The following is a 17,124-nucleotide window of genomic DNA, read 5'->3' as shown; positions in this document are numbered from 1 at the left end:
ATACACATGGCGATTAAAAAGTACAAACCAACCACAAATGGCCGTCGTAACATGACGTCATCTGACTTTGCTGAAATCACTACTAATACACCTGAGAAATCATTATTAGTTTCTAAAAAACGCAAAGCTGGTCGTAATAACCAGGGTAAAATCACTGTTCGTCATAATGGTGGTGGCCACAAGAAACAATACCGTATCATCGATTTCAAACGTAATAAAGATGGTATCGTAGGTAAAGTAGCTACTATCGAATATGATCCTAACCGATCTGCAAACATCGCATTAATTAACTATGCTGATGGTGAAAAACGTTATATCCTAGCTCCGAAAGGTCTAGAAGTTGGCATGACTATCGTTTCTGGTCCAGAAGCAGATATTAAAGTAGGTAACACATTACCTATCTCTAACATTCCAATGGGTACAACAATCCACAATATCGAGTTAAAACCTGGTAAAGGTGGACAACTAGTACGTTCTGCAGGTACATCTGCTCAAGTATTAGGTAAAGAAGATAAATACGTAATCGTACGCTTACAATCTGGTGAAGTTCGTATGGTCCTTAACACTTGCCGTGCTACAATCGGTGAAGTTGGTAATGAACAACACGAATTAATCAAAATTGGTAAAGCTGGACGTAAACGCTGGATGGGTAAACGCCCAACTGTTCGTGGTTCTGTAATGAACCCTAACGATCACCCACATGGTGGTGGTGAAGGTAAAGCTCCAATCGGACGTAAATCTCCAATGACTCCTTGGGGTAAACCTGCAATGGGTTATAAAACTCGTAGTAAAAGAGCTAAATCTAGCAAATTTATCATTCGTTCTCGTAAAAAATAATGTGATTGAATTGCGTTTCTTCGGGAACGCAATTCAATCATGGAGGGAGGTTCCGAAATGGCTCGTAGCTTGAAAAAAGGACCATTTATTGATGAACACCTTATGAAAAAGGTAGAAGCATCAAATAATTCTGAAAAGAAAAAAGTTATTAAAACTTGGTCTCGTCGTTCTACTATCTTCCCGAACTTTATCGGTGAAACAATTGCAGTATATGACGGACGTAAACACGTTCCTGTATACGTAACAGAAGATATGGTAGGTCATAAATTAGGTGAATTCGCTCCAACACGTACTTTCAAAGGTCACGGTGGGGACGATAAATCAACTAAAGTACGCTAATTAAGAGGGGAGGTAAACTATAATGCAACAAGAAGCTAAAGCTATCGCTCGCACAGTTCGCATTGCTCCTCGTAAAGTACGTCTAGTAGTAGACTTAATCCGAGGTAAACAAGTCGGTGAAGCTATTGCTATCTTAAAACATACTCCAAAAGCTGCTTCTCCAGTAGTGGAAAAAGTTTTAAAATCAGCAATCGCAAATGCAGAGCACAACTATGATTTAGATGTTAACAACCTTGTTATTTCTAAAGTATTTGTTGACGAAGGTGCAACATTAAAACGCTTCCGTCCACGCGCACAAGGACGTGCTAGCGCAATTAACAAACGTACAAGCCACATCACACTTGTGGTATCTGAGAAGAAGGAGGGATAATACGTGGGTCAAAAAGTACATCCAATAGGTTTACGTGTTGGTGTCATTCGTGATTGGGAATCTCGTTGGTACGCTGAAAAAGATTACGCAACATTACTTCACGAAGATATCAAAGTTCGTAAATTCATCGAAGAAACTTTAAAAGAAGCTTCAGTTTCTAAAGTAGAAATTGAACGCGCAGCAAATCGCATCAACATTACAATTAATACTGCTAAACCAGGTATGGTAATTGGTAAAGGCGGCCAAGAAGTGGAATCACTTCGTAAAGCCCTTAACAACATGACTGGCAAACGCGTACACATCAACATTGTTGAAATTAAACGTGCAGATCTTGACGCTCGTCTAGTAGCTGAAAACATCGCTCGTCAATTAGAAAACCGTGTATCATTCCGTCGTGCACAAAAACAAACAATTCAACGTACTATGCGTGCAGGTGCTAAAGGTATCAAAACTCAAGTATCTGGTCGTTTAGGTGGCGCTGATATCGCACGTGCTGAACACTATAGTGAAGGTACTGTTCCACTTCATACTCTTCGTGCTGACATTGATTATGCTCATGCCGAAGCAGACACTACTTATGGTAAATTAGGTGTTAAAGTATGGATCTACCGTGGTGAAGTCCTTCCTACTAAAAAGAACTCTGTGGAAGGAGGCAAATAATTATGTTATTGCCAAAACGCGTTAAATACCGTCGTGTACACCGTGGCAAAATGCGTGGTCAATCAAAAGGCGGCAACACAGTAACATTCGGTGAATACGGCTTACAAGCTCAAACAGCTAGCTGGATCACTAACCGTCAAATTGAAGCTGCTCGTATTGCTATGACTCGTTATACAAAACGTGGTGGTAAAGTATGGATTAACATTTTCCCACACAAACCTTACACTAAAAAGCCTCTAGAAGTACGTATGGGTTCTGGTAAAGGTGCTCCTGAAGGTTGGGTAGCAGTTGTAAAACCAGGTCGTGTAATGTTCGAAATCGGTGGCGTTACTGAAGAAGTAGCCCGCGAAGCACTACGTTTAGCATCTCACAAGTTACCAGTAAAATGTAAGATCATTAAACGTGAAGAAATTGGTGGTGAATCTAATGAAGGCTAATGAAATCCGTGAACTTGCAACTGTTGAACTAGAAGGCAAAGTGAAATCACTGAAAGAAGAGCTTTTCAACCTTCGCTTCCAATTAGCGACTGGTCAATTAGAAAACACAGCTCGTATCCGCGAAGTGCGTAAAGCAATCGCTCGTATGAAAACTGTTATTCGTGAAAGAGAAATCAGTGCAGATTAAACTGATAAAGGAGGTTTGCAATCATGACTGAGCGTAATCAACGCAAAGTTTACACAGGCCGCGTTGTTTCTGATAAAATGGACAAAACTGTTACAGTTGTAGTCGAAACTTACAAGAAACACTCACTTTACGGTAAACGTGTAAAATACTCTAAGAAATTTAAAGCGCATGATGAAAACAACACTGCAAAAGTTGGAGACATCGTACGTATTATGGAAACTCGTCCGCTATCAGCTACTAAACGTTTCCGTTTAGTTGAAGTTGTAGAAGAAGCGGTTATTATCTAATAAATTTCGGTAATTTATTTAATAAAGATCCGAAGGGAGGTAACCTAAGTGATTCAACAAGAAAGTCGTTTAAAAGTTGCCGACAACTCAGGTGCTAAAGAAGTATTAACTATCAAAGTACTAGGTGGTTCTGGCCGTAAAACTGCTAACATCGGTGATGTTATCGTTTGTACTGTTAAGAAAGCAACACCAGGTGGCGTTGTCAAGAAGGGCGAAGTAGTGAAAGCTGTTATCGTTCGTACTAAGTCAGGCGTTCGTCGTAATGACGGTACTTACATCAAATTTGATGAAAACGCATGCGTAATTATCCGTGATGATAAATCACCTCGCGGAACTCGTATTTTCGGACCAGTTGCACGTGAACTACGTGATGACAACTTCATGAAAATCGTTTCATTAGCTCCGGAAGTTCTTTAATTTCAGGAAAGTGCCAACAAGGAGGTGCGACATAATGCACGTTAAAAAAGGCGATAAAGTAATGGTTATCTCTGGTAAAGATAAAGGCAAAACAGGCGTTATCTTATCAGCGGTTCCTAAAAAGGATCGCGTGTTCGTTGAAGGTGTCAACATCGTTAAAAAACACGTAAAACCAAACCAACTTAATCCACAAGGTGGTATTGTTTCTCAAGAAGCTGCAATCCACGTTTCGAATGTAATGCTAATCGATCCTACAACTGGCGAGCCGACTCGCGTAGGTTTTAAAGTAGAAGATGGCAAAAAAGTTCGTGTATCTAAAAAGTCAGGTAAAGTAATCGACTAATATTTAAAAAAGAAGGGAGGTACACAAATGAGCCGCCTAAAAGAAAAATATTTAAATGAAGTATCAACTTCATTAATGAGCAAATTTGAATATACTTCAACTATGCAAGTACCAAAAGTAGAAAAAATCGTAATCAACATGGGTGTTGGTGACGCTGTTCAAAACTCTAAAGTATTAGATGCTGCTGTTGAAGAATTAACATTAATTGCTGGTCAAAAACCAGTTATTACTAAAGCTAAGAAATCTATCGCTGGATTCCGTTTACGTGAAGGTATGCCAATCGGTACAAAAGTTACTCTTCGCGGTGACCGTATGTACGATTTCCTAGATAAATTGATCTCTATTTCACTTCCTCGTGTACGTGACTTCCGTGGTGTTTCTAAAAAAGCATTCGATGGTCGCGGTAACTACACTCTAGGTGTTAAAGAACAATTAATCTTCCCAGAAATCGATTTCGATAAAGTTTCTAAAGTACGCGGTATGGATATCGTTATCGTAACTACTGCGAACTCTGACGAAGAAGCTCGCGAGTTGTTAACTCAATTCGGTATGCCATTCCAAAAATAAGATAGGAGGGCTAGAACGTGGCTAAAAAATCAATGGTTGTTAAACAACAACGTACTAAAAAATTCAAAGTTCAAGATTACACACGTTGCGAACGCTGTGGTCGTCCGCACTCTGTATATCGTAAATTTAAACTTTGCCGTATTTGTTTCCGTGAACTTGCTTACAAGGGACAAATTCCTGGCGTTAAAAAAGCCAGCTGGTAATCCCCTAAATTGGGAAGGAGGTAAAATGTAATGACAATGACAGATCCAATTGCAGATATGCTTACTCGCATTCGTAATGCGAACATGGTACGTCACGAGAAATTAGAGCTTCCAGCTTCTAATATCAAAAAAGAAATCGCTGAGATTCTTAAACGTGAAGGTTTCGTACGTGACGTTGAGTATGTCGAAGATGATAAACAAGGTATTATCCGTATCTTCTTAAAATATGGTCAAAATAACGAACGTGTTATCACAGGCTTAAAACGTATTTCTAAACCAGGTTTACGTGTTTATGCTAAATCTGAAGATGTACCTAAAGTTCTTAACGGCTTAGGTATCGCTTTAGTTTCAACATCACAAGGCTTAGTTACAGATAAAGAAGCTCGCGCTAAAAAAGTTGGCGGCGAAGTTTTAGCATACGTTTGGTAATAAGCAACAAAAGAATGGAGGTGCAACAATAAATGTCTCGTATTGGTAAAAAAATTATCGAAGTGCCTGCAGGCGTTACAGTTTCAGTAGATGCTGAAAACGTAGCAACTGTTAAAGGTCCGAAAGGCGAACTAGTTCGTGCTTTCCACAAAGATATGAAAATCGTACAAGAAGGTAACGTGATCTCTGTAGAACGTCCTTCTGATTCTAAAGAACACCGTACAAACCACGGTACGACTCGTGCCCTATTAGCAAATATGGTTACTGGTGTATCTACAGGTTTTGAAAAAGCTCTTGAGCTTGTCGGTGTAGGTTACCGTGCACAATTGCAAGGTAAAAAATTAGTTCTTAACGTTGGTTACTCTCATCCAGTAGAATTTACTCCTGGTGAAGGTATCGAAATTGAAGTACCTGCTAACACTAAAGTTATCGTAAAAGGTGTTTCTAAAGAACAAGTTGGTGCATTAGCATCTAACATTCGTGACGTACGTCCTCCAGAACCTTATAAAGGTAAAGGGATTCGTTATGAAGGCGAATACGTTCGTCGTAAAGAAGGTAAAACAGGTAAATAATGCTGCCTAAGCATTAGGAAGGAGTGACCTTTAATGATTACGAAACAAGATAAAAATCAAGTTCGTAAAAAACGTCATGCGCGCGTACGTGCTAAAGTTTCAGGTACTACACAACGTCCTCGTTTAAATGTGTACCGTTCAAACAAACACATCTACGCTCAAGTGATTGATGATATTCAAGGTGTTACACTTGTATCTGCTTCAACAATGGAAACAGGATTTGAAGGTACTGCAAGTAACATCGAAGCTGCTAAAAAAGTTGGCGAAACTATCGCTAAAAAAGCTGCAGACAAAAACATCAAAGCGGTTGTTTTCGACCGTGGCGGTTACTTATATCACGGACGCGTACAAGCTTTAGCTGAAGCTGCACGTGAAAATGGTTTAGAATTTTAATAAGAAGGAGGTTCACATTCAATGGGTCACATTATTGACGCAAACAGTCTTGAACTTGAAGAACGCGTAGTTACTATTAACCGTGTTGCTAAAGTTGTTAAAGGTGGACGTCGTTTCCGCTTTACTGCATTAGTTGTTGTCGGAGATCGCAATGGCCATGTAGGTTTTGGTACAGGTAAAGCACAAGAAGTACCTGATGCTATTCGCAAAGCTGTAGAAGATGCGAAGAAAAACTTAATCGAAGTTCCACGTGTTGGTGGTACTACTCCACACTTAGTAGTGGGTAAATTCGGTGCAGGTAACATCATGATTAAACCTGCTTCTCCTGGTACAGGGGTTATCGCAGGTGGTCCGGTACGTGCCGTACTAGAACTTGCTGGTATTTCTGATATCTTATCTAAATCTCTAGGATCTAACACACCAATCAATATGGTTCGTGCTACAGTCCAAGGTTTATCTGAATTAAAACAAGCTGAAGAAGTTGCAAAACTTCGCGGTAAATCAGTAGAAGAACTTTTAGGTTAAGGGAGGGACATACACAATGACAAACGTATTAGAAATTACCCTTACTAAAAGCCCAATCGGCGCTAAACCAGGTCAAAAGAAAACTCTTGAAGCTCTAGGTTTACGTAAAATGCAACAAACTGTAACAAAAGCAGATAACGCTGCTATGCGCGGTGCTGTTACGAAAGTATCACACTTAGTTACTGTTACTGAAAAATAATTCCATATCTTACAATAAGGAGGTGCCTCTAAATGAAACTTCATGAATTACAACCAGCAGCTGGTTCACGTAAAGTACGTAACCGCGTAGGTCGTGGTATCGCTACAGGTAACGGTAAAACGTCTGGTCGCGGTCACAAAGGTCAAAACTCTCGTTCTGGCGGTGGCGTACGTCCTGGCTTCGAAGGTGGTCAAAACCCATTATTCCGTCGTTTACCAAAACGCGGTTTCACAAACATTAACCGTAAAGAGTTCGCTATTGTGAACCTTGACGCTTTAAATCGTTTTGAAGAAGGCACAGAAGTAACTCCAGCTTTACTTATCGAAGCTGGCGTTGTGAGCAACGAAAAATCAGGTATTAAAGTACTTGGTAACGGTTCTGTTGAGAAAAAATTAACAGTTAAAGCTCATAAATTCTCTGCTTCAGCTAAAGCAGCTATCGAAGCTGCAGGCGGAAACATTGAGGTGATCTAATGTTTCAGACTATCGCTAACCTATTCCGTGTTAGAGATATCCGAAATAAGATCATTTTCACACTTTTGATGTTGGTGATTTTCCGTATTGGAACATTTATCCCGGTACCAAATGTGGATGCAAACGTATTAAAGCAAACCGATGAACAAAGTTTAGTAGGTTTCCTTAATATGTTTGGTGGAGGAGCGTTACAAAACTTCTCCATTTTCGCGATGGGAATTATGCCTTACATTACGGCATCAATCATCGTTCAACTGTTACAAATGGATGTTGTGAAAAAGTTCACTGAGTGGTCAAAACAAGGTGAAGTTGGACGCAAAAAAAGCGCTCGATTTACACGTTATTTTGCAATTGTCCTAGCATTTATTCAGTCTATCGCTATGTCATATGGCTTCAACCGTATGTATGGCGGTAGTTTGATTAATGAAGAAGGTTTATTAACTTATTTTACAATTGCAATTGTGTTAACTGCTGGAACAGCATTTTTATTGTGGTTAGGCGAACAGATTACTGAAAAAGGTGTGGGAAATGGTATTTCCATTATCATCTTCGCGGGGATCGTTGCAGCATTACCAAATACAGTTAATCAAATTTATGCGCAAGAATTTGAAAATGCCGGTGATCAATTATTCATCAACATCGTCAAATTCGCCCTTATTGCTCTAGTCGTTTTAGCTATTGTTGTTGGAGTTATCTACTTCGAACGCGCAAGTCGTAAAATTCCAATTCAATACTCAAAAGGCTCAGGCAATATTCGCGGAGCGCAAAAATCTCATCTTCCGTTGAAAGTTAATGCGGCTGGGGTTATCCCAGTAATCTTCGCTGTTGCGTTTATCGTAACACCTAGAACAATCGCAACTTTCTTCGGTGATGGAAAAGTCGCTACTTTCATTCAAAACACGTTTGATTATTCAAAACCTGTTGGGATGATCATTTACGTTGCATTGATTATTGCATTTGCATACTTCTATGCATTCGTACAAGTAAATCCTGAGAAAGTAGCGGATAACTTGAAGAAACAAGGTGCTTATATCCCGGGTATTCGCCCAGGTAAAAGTACTGAATCGTATCTTACAAGTGTGTTATATCGCTTAACTTTTGTAGGGTCTATTTATTTATCAATTGTTGCAGTGTTACCGATTTTATTCGTTAACATTGGTGGTCTTCCACAATCTGCACAAATTGGTGGTACAAGCTTAATCATCGTAGTCGGCGTAGCTCTTCAAACGATGACTCAACTTGAATCACAATTAACTAAACGACACTATAAAGGTTTTATGAAATAACTTTGGTTGGCTTAGAGACGTTCTTGGACGTTTCTGATACAACCATAAATTATATATTGGAGGGTTTACCGTATGAATATCGTTTTAATGGGTCTACCTGGTGCTGGTAAAGGTACTCAGGCAGATAAAATTATTGAAAAGTACGACATCCCTCATATTTCTACAGGCGATATGTTCCGTGCAGCTATGAAAAATGGTACGGAACTAGGCTTACAAGCAAAATCTTTCATCGATCAAGGTGCTTTAGTACCCGATGAAGTAACGATCGGTATCGTTCGTGAACGCTTAGCTGAACCTGACTGTAACCAAGGATTCCTATTAGATGGTTTCCCACGTACAATTGAACAAGCTGAAGCTTTAGATCAAATCTTAGCAGATCTTGGACGTAAAGTTGAACATGTGATCAACATCGAAGTAGAACAAGATGAATTGGTTAAACGTCTAACAGGTCGTCGTATCTGTAAAGTATGTGGCTCTTCTTATCACTTAGTATTCAACCCACCAAAAGTTGAAGGCGTATGTGATAAAGATGGAGGAGAACTTTATCAACGAGCTGACGATAATCTAGAAACGGTTTCTAACCGTCTAGAAGTAAATATCAAACAATCTCAACCATTGCTTGATTTTTACACTAACAAAAAAGTTTTAACAGATATTAACGGTCAGAAAGATATCAATGATGTCTTTGCTGATGTTGATGCTCTTCTTAAGAGCAGCCGCAACTAATACCCGAGTCACGGGCGCAGAAATCTCTGCCTCGGCGAGGAAAACGTGCTGCGGTAGCACAACGGAAAGTTATTTTCGAGAGCTGCAAAAGCATATTGTGCCCGGTCTATGCACTGATGAATTATTGCTTCGTTCGAAGGATTCCCTTTGTCCTTGATGCAATATTAATTCTGAAAGGGTATAATGGGTTTCGTGTAAAGTATCTGTAGATTACAGGTATGCACAGATCTCATCCAAGGACATACATTCCAAGTGATCGCGTTGACATTAAGGATACTGATTCTGGAATTTTTCCAGGGATGTGAGAACGAACCCAAGACGTCTTTCGAACATCTCTCATATAATCCAAGCAATGTTAGACGAGTATTTTTAAAGAACACTTGACTGAATACGTTTGAATTTTACGGTGAGAACCTGAATTGCATATAGAAGGGAGACAGGCTTGATGGCGAAAGACGATGTAATTGAAATCGAAGGTACGGTTCTTGAAACTTTGCCAAACGCGATGTTTAAGGTAGAATTAGAAAATGGTCATACAGTTCTAGCTCACGTAAGTGGCAAAATCCGTATGCACTTTATTCGTATTCTTCCAGGAGACAAAGTTACAATTGAACTATCTCCATACGACTTAACTCGCGGTCGTATCACATACCGTTTTAAATAATCTTTTGCGCTCCGGACCACTAAGGAGGTTAGGTAAGATGAAAGTAAGACCATCTGTGAAACCAATCTGCGAAAAATGTAAAGTTATTCGTAGACGCGGTAAAGTAATGGTAATCTGTGAAAATCCTAAACACAAACAAAAACAAGGATAATATAAAGGAGGTGCACATCGTACATGGCACGTATTGCTGGTGTTGATATTCCTCGCGAAAAACGCGTTGTAATTTCATTAACTTACATCTACGGTATTGGTAGCACTACTGCTAAAGCTGTTTTAGCTAACGCAGGTATTGCTGAAGATATTCGTGTAAAAGATCTTACTGAAGATCAATTAAACAAAATCCGTGAACAATTAGACACTTACAAAGTGGAAGGTGACTTACGTCGTGAAATTTCACTTAACATTAAACGTCTAATGGAAATCGGTTCATTACGTGGTATCCGCCACCGTCGCGGTTTACCTGTTCGTGGTCAACATACGAAGAACAACGCACGTACGCGTAAAGGTCCTCGTAAAACTGTAGCGAACAAGAAAAAATAATTAAGTAAAGGAGGTCGCGCTTAACAATGGCACGTAAACAACAAGCTCGTAAACGTCGTGTGAAAAAAAATATCGAAGCCGGTATTGCTCACATCCGTTCTACATTTAATAACACAATTGTTACTATTACAGACGTACAAGGTAACGCAATTTCTTGGTCATCAGCTGGTGCACTAGGTTTCCGTGGTTCACGTAAATCTACTCCATTCGCTTCTCAAATGGCTTCAGAAACTGCTGCCAAAACTGCAATGGAACATGGTTTAAAAACTATCGAAGTAACTGTTAAAGGTCCTGGTGCTGGTCGTGAAGCTGCAATTCGTGCACTTCAATCTGCTGGTCTAGAAGTTACAGCTATCAAAGACGTAACTCCAGTTCCTCATAACGGTTGCCGCCCACCAAAACGTCGTCGTGTATAATAAATAGTTGCAACTTAATCATGAATTAAGTTAAACTATCATATGCACTAACTTTGTATTAGGACAATCTTATTTGATTGACATTCGATTTTAACAAACAAATGATGGATTGAAACCATACATTCGATGTTTTATAAGGAGGGTAAATTGAATGATCGAAATTGAAAAACCAAAGATTGAAACCGTTGAGATCAGTGATGATTTAAAATACGGCAAGTTTGTTGTAGAGCCACTTGAACGTGGTTATGGAACTACTTTGGGTAATTCTCTACGTCGTATCCTTCTGTCTTCTTTACCAGGAGCTGCTATTACATCAATTCAAATTGACGGCGTATTACACGAATTCTCTACTATTGAGGGTGTCGTAGAAGATGTTGCTTCAATTATCTTGAATCTTAAAAAGCTAGCTTTAAAAATTTACTCTGATGAAGAAAAAGTCATTGAAATTGACTTTAAAGGCTCAGGTACAATCACTGCCGCTGATATTACTCACGACAGCGATGTAGAAATTTTAAACCCAGATCTATATATTGCAACTGTTGCTAATAATGGTCATCTTCGCATGCGTATGTATGCACAACGTGGACGTGGATACACTCCAGCTGATCAAAACAAACGCGAGGATCTTCCTATCGGCGTTATCCCGATCGACTCTATTTACACTCCAGTTTCACGCGTCAACTTCACAGTGGAAAACACTCGTGTTGGTCAATCGACTGACTTCGACAAACTTTCACTTGATGTATGGACAGATGGCAGCATCGGTCCTAAAGAGGCGATTTCGCTCGGAGCTAAAATTTTAACCGAGCACTTGAACATCTTCGTTGGTTTAACTGATGAAGCACAAACTGCTGAAATCATGGTTGAAAAAGAAGAAGACCAAAAAGAAAAAGTTCTTGAGATGACTATCGAAGAATTAGATCTTTCTGTTCGTTCTTACAACTGCCTAAAACGCGCTGGCATCAATACTGTTCTTGAACTTGCACACAAGTCTGAAGACGATATGATGAAAGTACGTAACTTAGGTCGTAAATCATTAGAAGAAGTGAAAGCTAAGTTAGAAGAGCTTGGTTTAGGATTACGAGAAGAAGACTAAGCATACACTTTTAAACATATATTTTATTACGATCAGTAATTGAACAAAGGAGGGAAATATCCATGGGTTACAGAAAACTTGGACGTACAAGTTCTCAACGTAAAGCAATGCTTCGCGATTTAGCTACAGACTTAATCGTAAACGAACGCATTCAAACTACAGAGACTCGTGCCAAAGAATTACGTTCAGTAGTTGAAAAAATGATTACTTTAGGTAAACGCGGTGACTTACACGCTCGTCGTCAAGCTGCAGCTTTTATCCGTCGTGAATTAGCTACAACAACTGACGCTGAAGGCAACGAAGCAACTGTATTCGCACTTCAAAAGTTATTTGATGATGTAGCTCCACGCTACGCTGACCGTCAAGGCGGTTATACTCGCATTATGAAAGTTGGACCTCGTCGTGGTGACGGTGCTCCTGTAGTTGTGATTGAATTAGTTTAATTTAATCCTGCTATGCTAAATGCAGTGGAGGGTGTACTGTTCGCATCATAATGATGAACTTTGCACCCTCTTTTTTTAAAATATGATTTATACGACAACAACAAAAAGCTGAGTGTTATGATGAGCGATTACGGTCGACTCGTTTAGCTCTACGCACCCCATTCGCTTTTAAGTCTGAGCAACTTAAAAGGAGATTTTCGATTTTAGCGCATTTCTCTGAATGGGGTGCGCGCTTTTTTTGTTTATGGCGATAATTTGCAATAAACTGATAAAAAGACGACTTTGCTGAATAGGCAAAGTTGTCTTTTTTGTATACAATAAACTTTATCGGAACGATAACGTCCGTTAGAATGAATAGTAGAGAATAGCTGAGCGAGAGAGGAGCTTTACATGATGAATGAAATACTGAAATTAAACAATATTACATTTACATATGCTCCAGAACAAGAAGAAGTGAAGAATGCGGTAGAAGATGTCTCTTTCACTGTGAATGAGGGAGAATGGATTGCGATCGTAGGTCACAATGGTTCTGGAAAATCAACGTTAGCCAAAATTATTAATGGCTTATTGTTTACGGAGCAAGGAACAGTAGAAGTAATGCAAAAACTGATGAATGAAGAAAATTTATGGGACATTCGTTCTCAAATGGGGATGGTCTTTCAAAATCCGGACAATCAATTTGTCGGTGCAACGGTGCAAGATGATGTCGCTTTTGCGCTCGAAAATAATGGTGTTCCTCATGAAGAGATGGTTGCACGTGTACATGAAGCACTTGCACAAGTGAAAATGGAGCAATTTTTAGATCATGAACCACAACATTTATCAGGTGGTCAAAAACAACGTGTTGCGATTGCAGGCGCACTTGCATTGAAGCCACGTTTATTAATTTTAGATGAAGCGACTTCTATGTTGGACCCACAAGGACGAAAAGAAGTACTTGCGACAGTACGAAAATTACGTGAAGATACGGGACTTACCGTACTGTCAATTACGCATGATTTAGAAGAGGCTATTTTAGCGGATCGTTTGTTATTTATGAACGGTGGACAAAAATTTGCGGAAGGTACGCCGAAAGAGATTTTTGATTTAGGCGACCAACTAATCGAGTTAGGTCTCGACTTACCTTTCCCTATCAAAATGTCAAAATTACTAATGGCTCAAGGTGTCTCTCTACAAGGAAATGCGATGTCAGAAGAAGAGTTGGTGAATGATATATGGATATCAAACTTCAAAAAGTAAGCTATCGTTACGGGATGGGTACACCTTTCGAAAAACGTGCACTTTATGATGTCGATTTACACATTCGCAGTGGTAGTTACCAAGCAATTATCGGGCATACCGGTTCTGGAAAGTCGACGATTTTACAACATTTAAATGCTTTGCTGAAACCGACAGAAGGACAAGTTCAAATTGGGGATGCGATAATCGAACGTAAGAAAAAACCGAAAGATTTACGACCTGTCCGTCAAAAAGTAGGAATCGTATTTCAGTTTCCAGAGCATCAATTGTTTGAAGAGACGGTTTTGAAAGACGTTATGTTCGGACCGATGAATTTTGGAGTGGAAGAGGCGGAAGCAGAGCAGCGTGCACGGAATATGCTAACGCTCGTTGGTTTACCAGAAACGGTGCTAGAAAAATCACCATTCGATTTATCAGGTGGACAAATGCGTCGTGTCGCCATCGCAGGTGTTCTTGCGATGCAGCCAGAAGTCATCGTTTTAGATGAACCGACAGCAGGGTTAGATCCAAGAGGTCGTCAAGAAATTATGGAGTTATTTTATCGTTTGCATAAAGAACAAAATTTAACGATGATTCTCGTGACACATAGTATGGAAGATGCTGCACGATATGCAGACCAAATTGCAATTATGCATGAAGGTCGTTGCGTGCTGAATGGAACACCGCGCGACATATTTAGCGATTCTGAACAGCTTGCGGCATATCGTTTAGAAGTACCGCGCATCATTCAGTTTCAAAAGCAATTAGAAGCGCGTATCGGTCTTTCATTAGGAGAATTATGCTTGACGGAAGAACAGCTCGTTAGGGTATTATCACGTGTTGTGAAGGAGCGTGAAGCGCAATGACTAAAATGATATTTGGACGGTTTCTACCAGGGGATTCATTCGTTCATAAAATGGATCCACGTGCAAAACTATTATTCGTCTTTATTTTTATTATTGCCGTATTTATCGCAAACAGTACGTGGTCTTATGCAGCATTACTCGTGATCACGTTGCTTATTATGCTCATGTCGAAAATTAAATTACGTTATTTAATTAATGGCTTAAAACCTGTATTGATTTTGATGGTGTTTACGTTACTCTTGCACGTTTTCTTCACGAAAGGTGGCGCGTTAGTCGTTGATTTTGGTTGGGTGAACATATACGAAGAGGGGATTCGACAAGGGATTTTTATTTCAGTTCGATTTTTAGTACTCGTATTCATTACGTCTATTTTAACGCTGACGACATCTCCGATTGCGATTACAGATGGATTAGAAATTTTACTATCACCGTTTAAGAAAGTGAAGTTACCTGTGCATGAGTTGGCATTGATGATGTCGATTGCGCTACGCTTCATTCCAACGTTGATGGACGAAACAGATAAAATAATGAAGGCACAAATGGCACGTGGTTCAGATTTAACGACGGGTCCAGTGAAAGATCGTGTGAAAGCCGTCGTTCCATTGCTTATTCCTTTATTCGTAAGTGCGTTTAAACGCGCGGAAGATTTAGCGACAGCTATGGAAGTACGAGGTTATCGCGGAGGTGAGGGGCGCACGCGTTATCGTTTATTGAAATGGACGATGCGAGATACGCTTGCATTACTCGCTTTACTCGTGATGATTGCAATCCTCGTATTGTTACGTAATTAGGAGGTACAGCATGAAAAAACGTTTGAAAGCAGTTATTTCTTATGACGGAACGAATTTTGCGGGGTATCAAGTACAACCGAAGCAACGTACCGTACAGGAAGAAATTGAAAAAGTATTAACGCGCATGCACAAAAGTAAAGAGACGGTGCATATCGTAGCGAGTGGTCGTACAGATGCACGTGTACATGCGCTCGGACAAGTGATTCATTTTGATACGACATTAAACATTCCGATGGATAAATATATTATTGCCCTAAACGTACAATTACCACATGACATTCGCTTTTTAGAAATGGAAGAAGTCGAAGCGGATTTTCATGCGCGTTACAGTGTACACGGCAAACAATATCGTTACATTTGGTCATGCTCGGATATATTAGATCCGTTCCGTCGTTTTTATACGACGCCAACGAATGGGCATAAACCAGATGTAGCACGTATGGAAGCGGCAGCGAAGTACATTATAGGGACACATGATTTCTCTTGTTTTTGCGCAGCGAACACGAGTGTGAAAGATAAAGTCCGTACGGTTGAGTCGTTGCGCTTCGAGACACATGGTGATGAATTGCACATGGTGATTTCGGGAAATGGGTTCTTATATAACATGGTTCGCATTATTGCGGGCACATTGTGGGAAGTAGGAACTTTGAAACGCGAGCCAGAAGAACTACAACAAATCGTGGAATCAATGGATCGAGGACGTGCAGGAAAAACAGCAGCACCTCAAGGGTTGTATTTAGAAAAAGTACATTATCCGCATTAATACAACACGTCCTCGTGTTTTTTCAAAAACGCTTGACTTAAGTTGCTCGATGTTATAAGATGATGTATGGTATTTTCATTACCCCACAAGATGAGCCCCGAATCTTTTCTTATGCGGATAAAGAAAACAATTGGAACAGATTTTATAGAATTAATTGAAATTGTAGGAGGATACTAACAATGATGCGTACAACATTCATGGCTAAAGGCCACGAAGTAGAACGTAAATGGTTCGTTGTTGACGCTGAAGGCCAAACTCTTGGTCGTTTAGCTTCAGAAGTAGCAGCTATTTTACGTGGTAAAAATAAACCAACATTCACACCGAACGTTGACACTGGTGATCACGTGATCATCATCAATGCAGAAAAAATCGAATTAACAGGTAACAAATTACAAGGTAAAATTTATTATCGTCACACTCAATACTCAGGCGGTTTAAAACAACGCACTGCTGGCGAAATGAAAGAAAAATACCCTGTACAAATGCTTGAATTAGCAGTTAAAGGCATGCTTCCTAAAAACTCTTTAGGTCGTCAAACTTTCACAAAATTACACGTTTATGCTGGCGCTGAACACCCACACGCAGCACAACAACCAGAAACTTATACGCTTCGCGGATAATTAATTAGAGGAGGACAATATCTTGGCACAAGTTCAATATATCGGCACAGGCCGTCGTAAAAGCTCTACTGCCCGCGTACGTTTAGTACCAGGCGAAGGCAAAATCGTAATCAACAATCGCGCAGTTGAAAACTACGTACCATTCGAAACTTTACGCGAAATTATTAAACAACCATTAGTAGCTACTGAAACTCTTGGCAGCTATGACGTTTTTGTAAATGTTAACGGTGGTGGTTTCACAGGTCAAGCTGGCGCAATCCGCCACGGTATCGCTCGTGCGTTACTAACAGTTGACCCTGATTTCCGTCCAGCACTTAAATCTGCAGGTTTACTTACTCGTGACCCTCGTATGAAAGAACGTAAAAAACCAGGTCTACGCGGCGCTCGTCGTGCACCTCAATTCTCAAAACGTTAATCTTTCTTTACAGATTACAAAAAAGCCATTTTCTTCGGAAAA

General features: G+C 39.9%; 31 protein-coding genes. All 31 read left to right on the top strand.

Annotation, left to right across the window (positions count from 1 at the left end):
- Positions 1-6 precede the first annotated feature (6 nt).
- Complete coding sequence (rplB, locus tag KSHG_RS13535) at positions 7-837, top strand: 50S ribosomal protein L2 (RefSeq protein ID WP_010307971.1); 831 nt, start codon at positions 7-9, stop codon at positions 835-837.
- Between the two features lie 57 nt (positions 838-894).
- A complete protein-coding gene (gene rpsS, locus KSHG_RS13530; protein ID WP_010307968.1) occupies positions 895-1,176 on the top strand; it encodes a 30S ribosomal protein S19 in 282 nt (93 codons plus the stop codon).
- A gap of 22 nt (positions 1,177-1,198) precedes the next feature.
- Positions 1,199-1,546 (top strand): 50S ribosomal protein L22, encoded by a 348-nt coding sequence (gene rplV / locus KSHG_RS13525; RefSeq protein WP_010307964.1) that lies wholly within the window; start codon positions 1,199-1,201, stop codon positions 1,544-1,546.
- 3 nt (positions 1,547-1,549) lie between these two features.
- Positions 1,550-2,206: a 30S ribosomal protein S3 gene (gene rpsC / locus KSHG_RS13520; protein WP_010307960.1), complete on the top strand. Its 657-nt coding sequence runs from the start codon at positions 1,550-1,552 to the stop codon at positions 2,204-2,206.
- Between the two features lie 2 nt (positions 2,207-2,208).
- Complete coding sequence (gene rplP / locus KSHG_RS13515) at positions 2,209-2,643, top strand: 50S ribosomal protein L16 (RefSeq protein ID WP_010307956.1); 435 nt, start codon at positions 2,209-2,211, stop codon at positions 2,641-2,643.
- On the top strand, positions 2,633-2,830 hold the full coding sequence (rpmC, locus tag KSHG_RS13510) for a 50S ribosomal protein L29 (protein WP_010307952.1): 198 nt from the start codon (positions 2,633-2,635) through the stop codon (positions 2,828-2,830). Before rplP ends, rpmC begins: the two co-directional genes overlap by 11 nt.
- Positions 2,831-2,853: 23 nt before the next feature.
- Positions 2,854-3,117 carry a 30S ribosomal protein S17 gene (rpsQ, locus tag KSHG_RS13505; protein ID WP_010307948.1) on the top strand — a complete coding sequence of 88 codons (264 nt, stop codon included), beginning with the start codon at positions 2,854-2,856 and terminating at the stop codon, positions 3,115-3,117.
- A 48-nt stretch (positions 3,118-3,165) separates the two neighbouring features.
- Positions 3,166-3,534 carry a 50S ribosomal protein L14 gene (gene rplN, locus KSHG_RS13500; RefSeq protein WP_010307945.1) on the top strand — a complete coding sequence of 123 codons (369 nt, stop codon included), beginning with the start codon at positions 3,166-3,168 and terminating at the stop codon, positions 3,532-3,534.
- 34 nt (positions 3,535-3,568) lie between these two features.
- Positions 3,569-3,877, top strand: a complete 309-nt coding sequence (gene rplX / locus KSHG_RS13495; protein WP_010307941.1) for a 50S ribosomal protein L24 — start codon at positions 3,569-3,571, stop codon at positions 3,875-3,877.
- 27 nt (positions 3,878-3,904) lie between these two features.
- Positions 3,905-4,444 (top strand): 50S ribosomal protein L5, encoded by a 540-nt coding sequence (gene rplE / locus KSHG_RS13490; RefSeq protein ID WP_010307939.1) that lies wholly within the window; start codon positions 3,905-3,907, stop codon positions 4,442-4,444.
- 17 nt (positions 4,445-4,461) lie between these two features.
- Positions 4,462-4,647: a type Z 30S ribosomal protein S14 gene (locus KSHG_RS13485; RefSeq protein WP_010290400.1), complete on the top strand. Its 186-nt coding sequence runs from the start codon at positions 4,462-4,464 to the stop codon at positions 4,645-4,647.
- A 30-nt stretch (positions 4,648-4,677) separates the two neighbouring features.
- Positions 4,678-5,076 (top strand): 30S ribosomal protein S8, encoded by a 399-nt coding sequence (rpsH, locus tag KSHG_RS13480; protein WP_010307936.1) that lies wholly within the window; start codon positions 4,678-4,680, stop codon positions 5,074-5,076.
- Between the two features lie 32 nt (positions 5,077-5,108).
- Positions 5,109-5,648, top strand: a complete 540-nt coding sequence (gene rplF, locus KSHG_RS13475) for a 50S ribosomal protein L6 (RefSeq protein ID WP_010307933.1) — start codon at positions 5,109-5,111, stop codon at positions 5,646-5,648.
- A 33-nt stretch (positions 5,649-5,681) separates the two neighbouring features.
- The gene (gene rplR / locus KSHG_RS13470; RefSeq protein WP_010307931.1) at positions 5,682-6,041 is read left to right on the top strand and encodes a 50S ribosomal protein L18; all 360 of its coding nucleotides are present in this window, start codon (positions 5,682-5,684) and stop codon (positions 6,039-6,041) included.
- 21 nt (positions 6,042-6,062) lie between these two features.
- Positions 6,063-6,566, top strand: a complete 504-nt coding sequence (rpsE, locus tag KSHG_RS13465; protein WP_010307928.1) for a 30S ribosomal protein S5 — start codon at positions 6,063-6,065, stop codon at positions 6,564-6,566.
- A gap of 16 nt (positions 6,567-6,582) precedes the next feature.
- Entirely contained in the window at positions 6,583-6,765 is a 183-nt protein-coding gene (rpmD, locus tag KSHG_RS13460; RefSeq protein WP_010307927.1) for a 50S ribosomal protein L30, read from the top strand.
- Positions 6,766-6,797: 32 nt separating this feature from the next.
- Positions 6,798-7,238 carry a 50S ribosomal protein L15 gene (gene rplO, locus KSHG_RS13455; protein WP_010307923.1) on the top strand — a complete coding sequence of 147 codons (441 nt, stop codon included), beginning with the start codon at positions 6,798-6,800 and terminating at the stop codon, positions 7,236-7,238.
- Complete coding sequence (secY, locus tag KSHG_RS13450; RefSeq protein WP_010307919.1) at positions 7,238-8,524, top strand: preprotein translocase subunit SecY; 1,287 nt, start codon at positions 7,238-7,240, stop codon at positions 8,522-8,524. The genes rplO and secY overlap by 1 nt, the downstream gene beginning before the upstream one ends.
- A gap of 72 nt (positions 8,525-8,596) precedes the next feature.
- Positions 8,597-9,250, top strand: a complete 654-nt coding sequence (locus KSHG_RS13445) for an adenylate kinase (RefSeq protein ID WP_010307915.1) — start codon at positions 8,597-8,599, stop codon at positions 9,248-9,250.
- Positions 9,251-9,695: 445 nt separating this feature from the next.
- Complete coding sequence (gene infA / locus KSHG_RS13440) at positions 9,696-9,914, top strand: translation initiation factor IF-1 (protein WP_010290388.1); 219 nt, start codon at positions 9,696-9,698, stop codon at positions 9,912-9,914.
- Positions 9,915-9,951: 37 nt separating this feature from the next.
- Positions 9,952-10,065, top strand: a complete 114-nt coding sequence (rpmJ, locus tag KSHG_RS13435) for a 50S ribosomal protein L36 (RefSeq protein WP_000868344.1) — start codon at positions 9,952-9,954, stop codon at positions 10,063-10,065.
- A 23-nt stretch (positions 10,066-10,088) separates the two neighbouring features.
- The gene (gene rpsM, locus KSHG_RS13430; RefSeq protein ID WP_010307910.1) at positions 10,089-10,454 is read left to right on the top strand and encodes a 30S ribosomal protein S13; all 366 of its coding nucleotides are present in this window, start codon (positions 10,089-10,091) and stop codon (positions 10,452-10,454) included.
- A 26-nt stretch (positions 10,455-10,480) separates the two neighbouring features.
- Entirely contained in the window at positions 10,481-10,870 is a 390-nt protein-coding gene (gene rpsK / locus KSHG_RS13425; protein WP_010307906.1) for a 30S ribosomal protein S11, read from the top strand.
- Between the two features lie 151 nt (positions 10,871-11,021).
- Entirely contained in the window at positions 11,022-11,966 is a 945-nt protein-coding gene (locus KSHG_RS13420) for a DNA-directed RNA polymerase subunit alpha (protein ID WP_010307902.1), read from the top strand.
- A 62-nt stretch (positions 11,967-12,028) separates the two neighbouring features.
- Positions 12,029-12,409 carry a 50S ribosomal protein L17 gene (rplQ, locus tag KSHG_RS13415; RefSeq protein ID WP_010307899.1) on the top strand — a complete coding sequence of 127 codons (381 nt, stop codon included), beginning with the start codon at positions 12,029-12,031 and terminating at the stop codon, positions 12,407-12,409.
- A gap of 393 nt (positions 12,410-12,802) precedes the next feature.
- Positions 12,803-13,648, top strand: a complete 846-nt coding sequence (locus KSHG_RS13410; RefSeq protein WP_010307895.1) for an energy-coupling factor ABC transporter ATP-binding protein — start codon at positions 12,803-12,805, stop codon at positions 13,646-13,648.
- Positions 13,624-14,493, top strand: a complete 870-nt coding sequence (locus KSHG_RS13405; protein WP_010307891.1) for an energy-coupling factor ABC transporter ATP-binding protein — start codon at positions 13,624-13,626, stop codon at positions 14,491-14,493. The genes KSHG_RS13410 and KSHG_RS13405 overlap by 25 nt, the downstream gene beginning before the upstream one ends.
- Positions 14,490-15,284: an energy-coupling factor transporter transmembrane component T family protein gene (locus KSHG_RS13400; RefSeq protein ID WP_010307887.1), complete on the top strand. Its 795-nt coding sequence runs from the start codon at positions 14,490-14,492 to the stop codon at positions 15,282-15,284. Before KSHG_RS13405 ends, KSHG_RS13400 begins: the two co-directional genes overlap by 4 nt.
- 10 nt (positions 15,285-15,294) lie before the next feature.
- Positions 15,295-16,047: a tRNA pseudouridine(38-40) synthase TruA gene (gene truA / locus KSHG_RS13395; RefSeq protein ID WP_010307885.1), complete on the top strand. Its 753-nt coding sequence runs from the start codon at positions 15,295-15,297 to the stop codon at positions 16,045-16,047.
- 182 nt (positions 16,048-16,229) lie between these two features.
- Positions 16,230-16,667, top strand: coding sequence for a 50S ribosomal protein L13 (rplM, locus tag KSHG_RS13390; RefSeq protein WP_010307881.1), 438 nt, complete (start codon positions 16,230-16,232; stop codon positions 16,665-16,667).
- 22 nt (positions 16,668-16,689) lie between these two features.
- Complete coding sequence (gene rpsI, locus KSHG_RS13385; protein ID WP_010307875.1) at positions 16,690-17,082, top strand: 30S ribosomal protein S9; 393 nt, start codon at positions 16,690-16,692, stop codon at positions 17,080-17,082.
- Positions 17,083-17,124 lie beyond the last annotated feature (42 nt).

This window comes from Kurthia senegalensis (genome assembly GCF_000285595.1).
Taxonomy (GTDB): domain Bacteria; phylum Bacillota; class Bacilli; order Bacillales_A; family Planococcaceae; genus Kurthia; species Kurthia senegalensis.
This window is presented reverse-complemented; position numbering and strand designations above follow the sequence as displayed.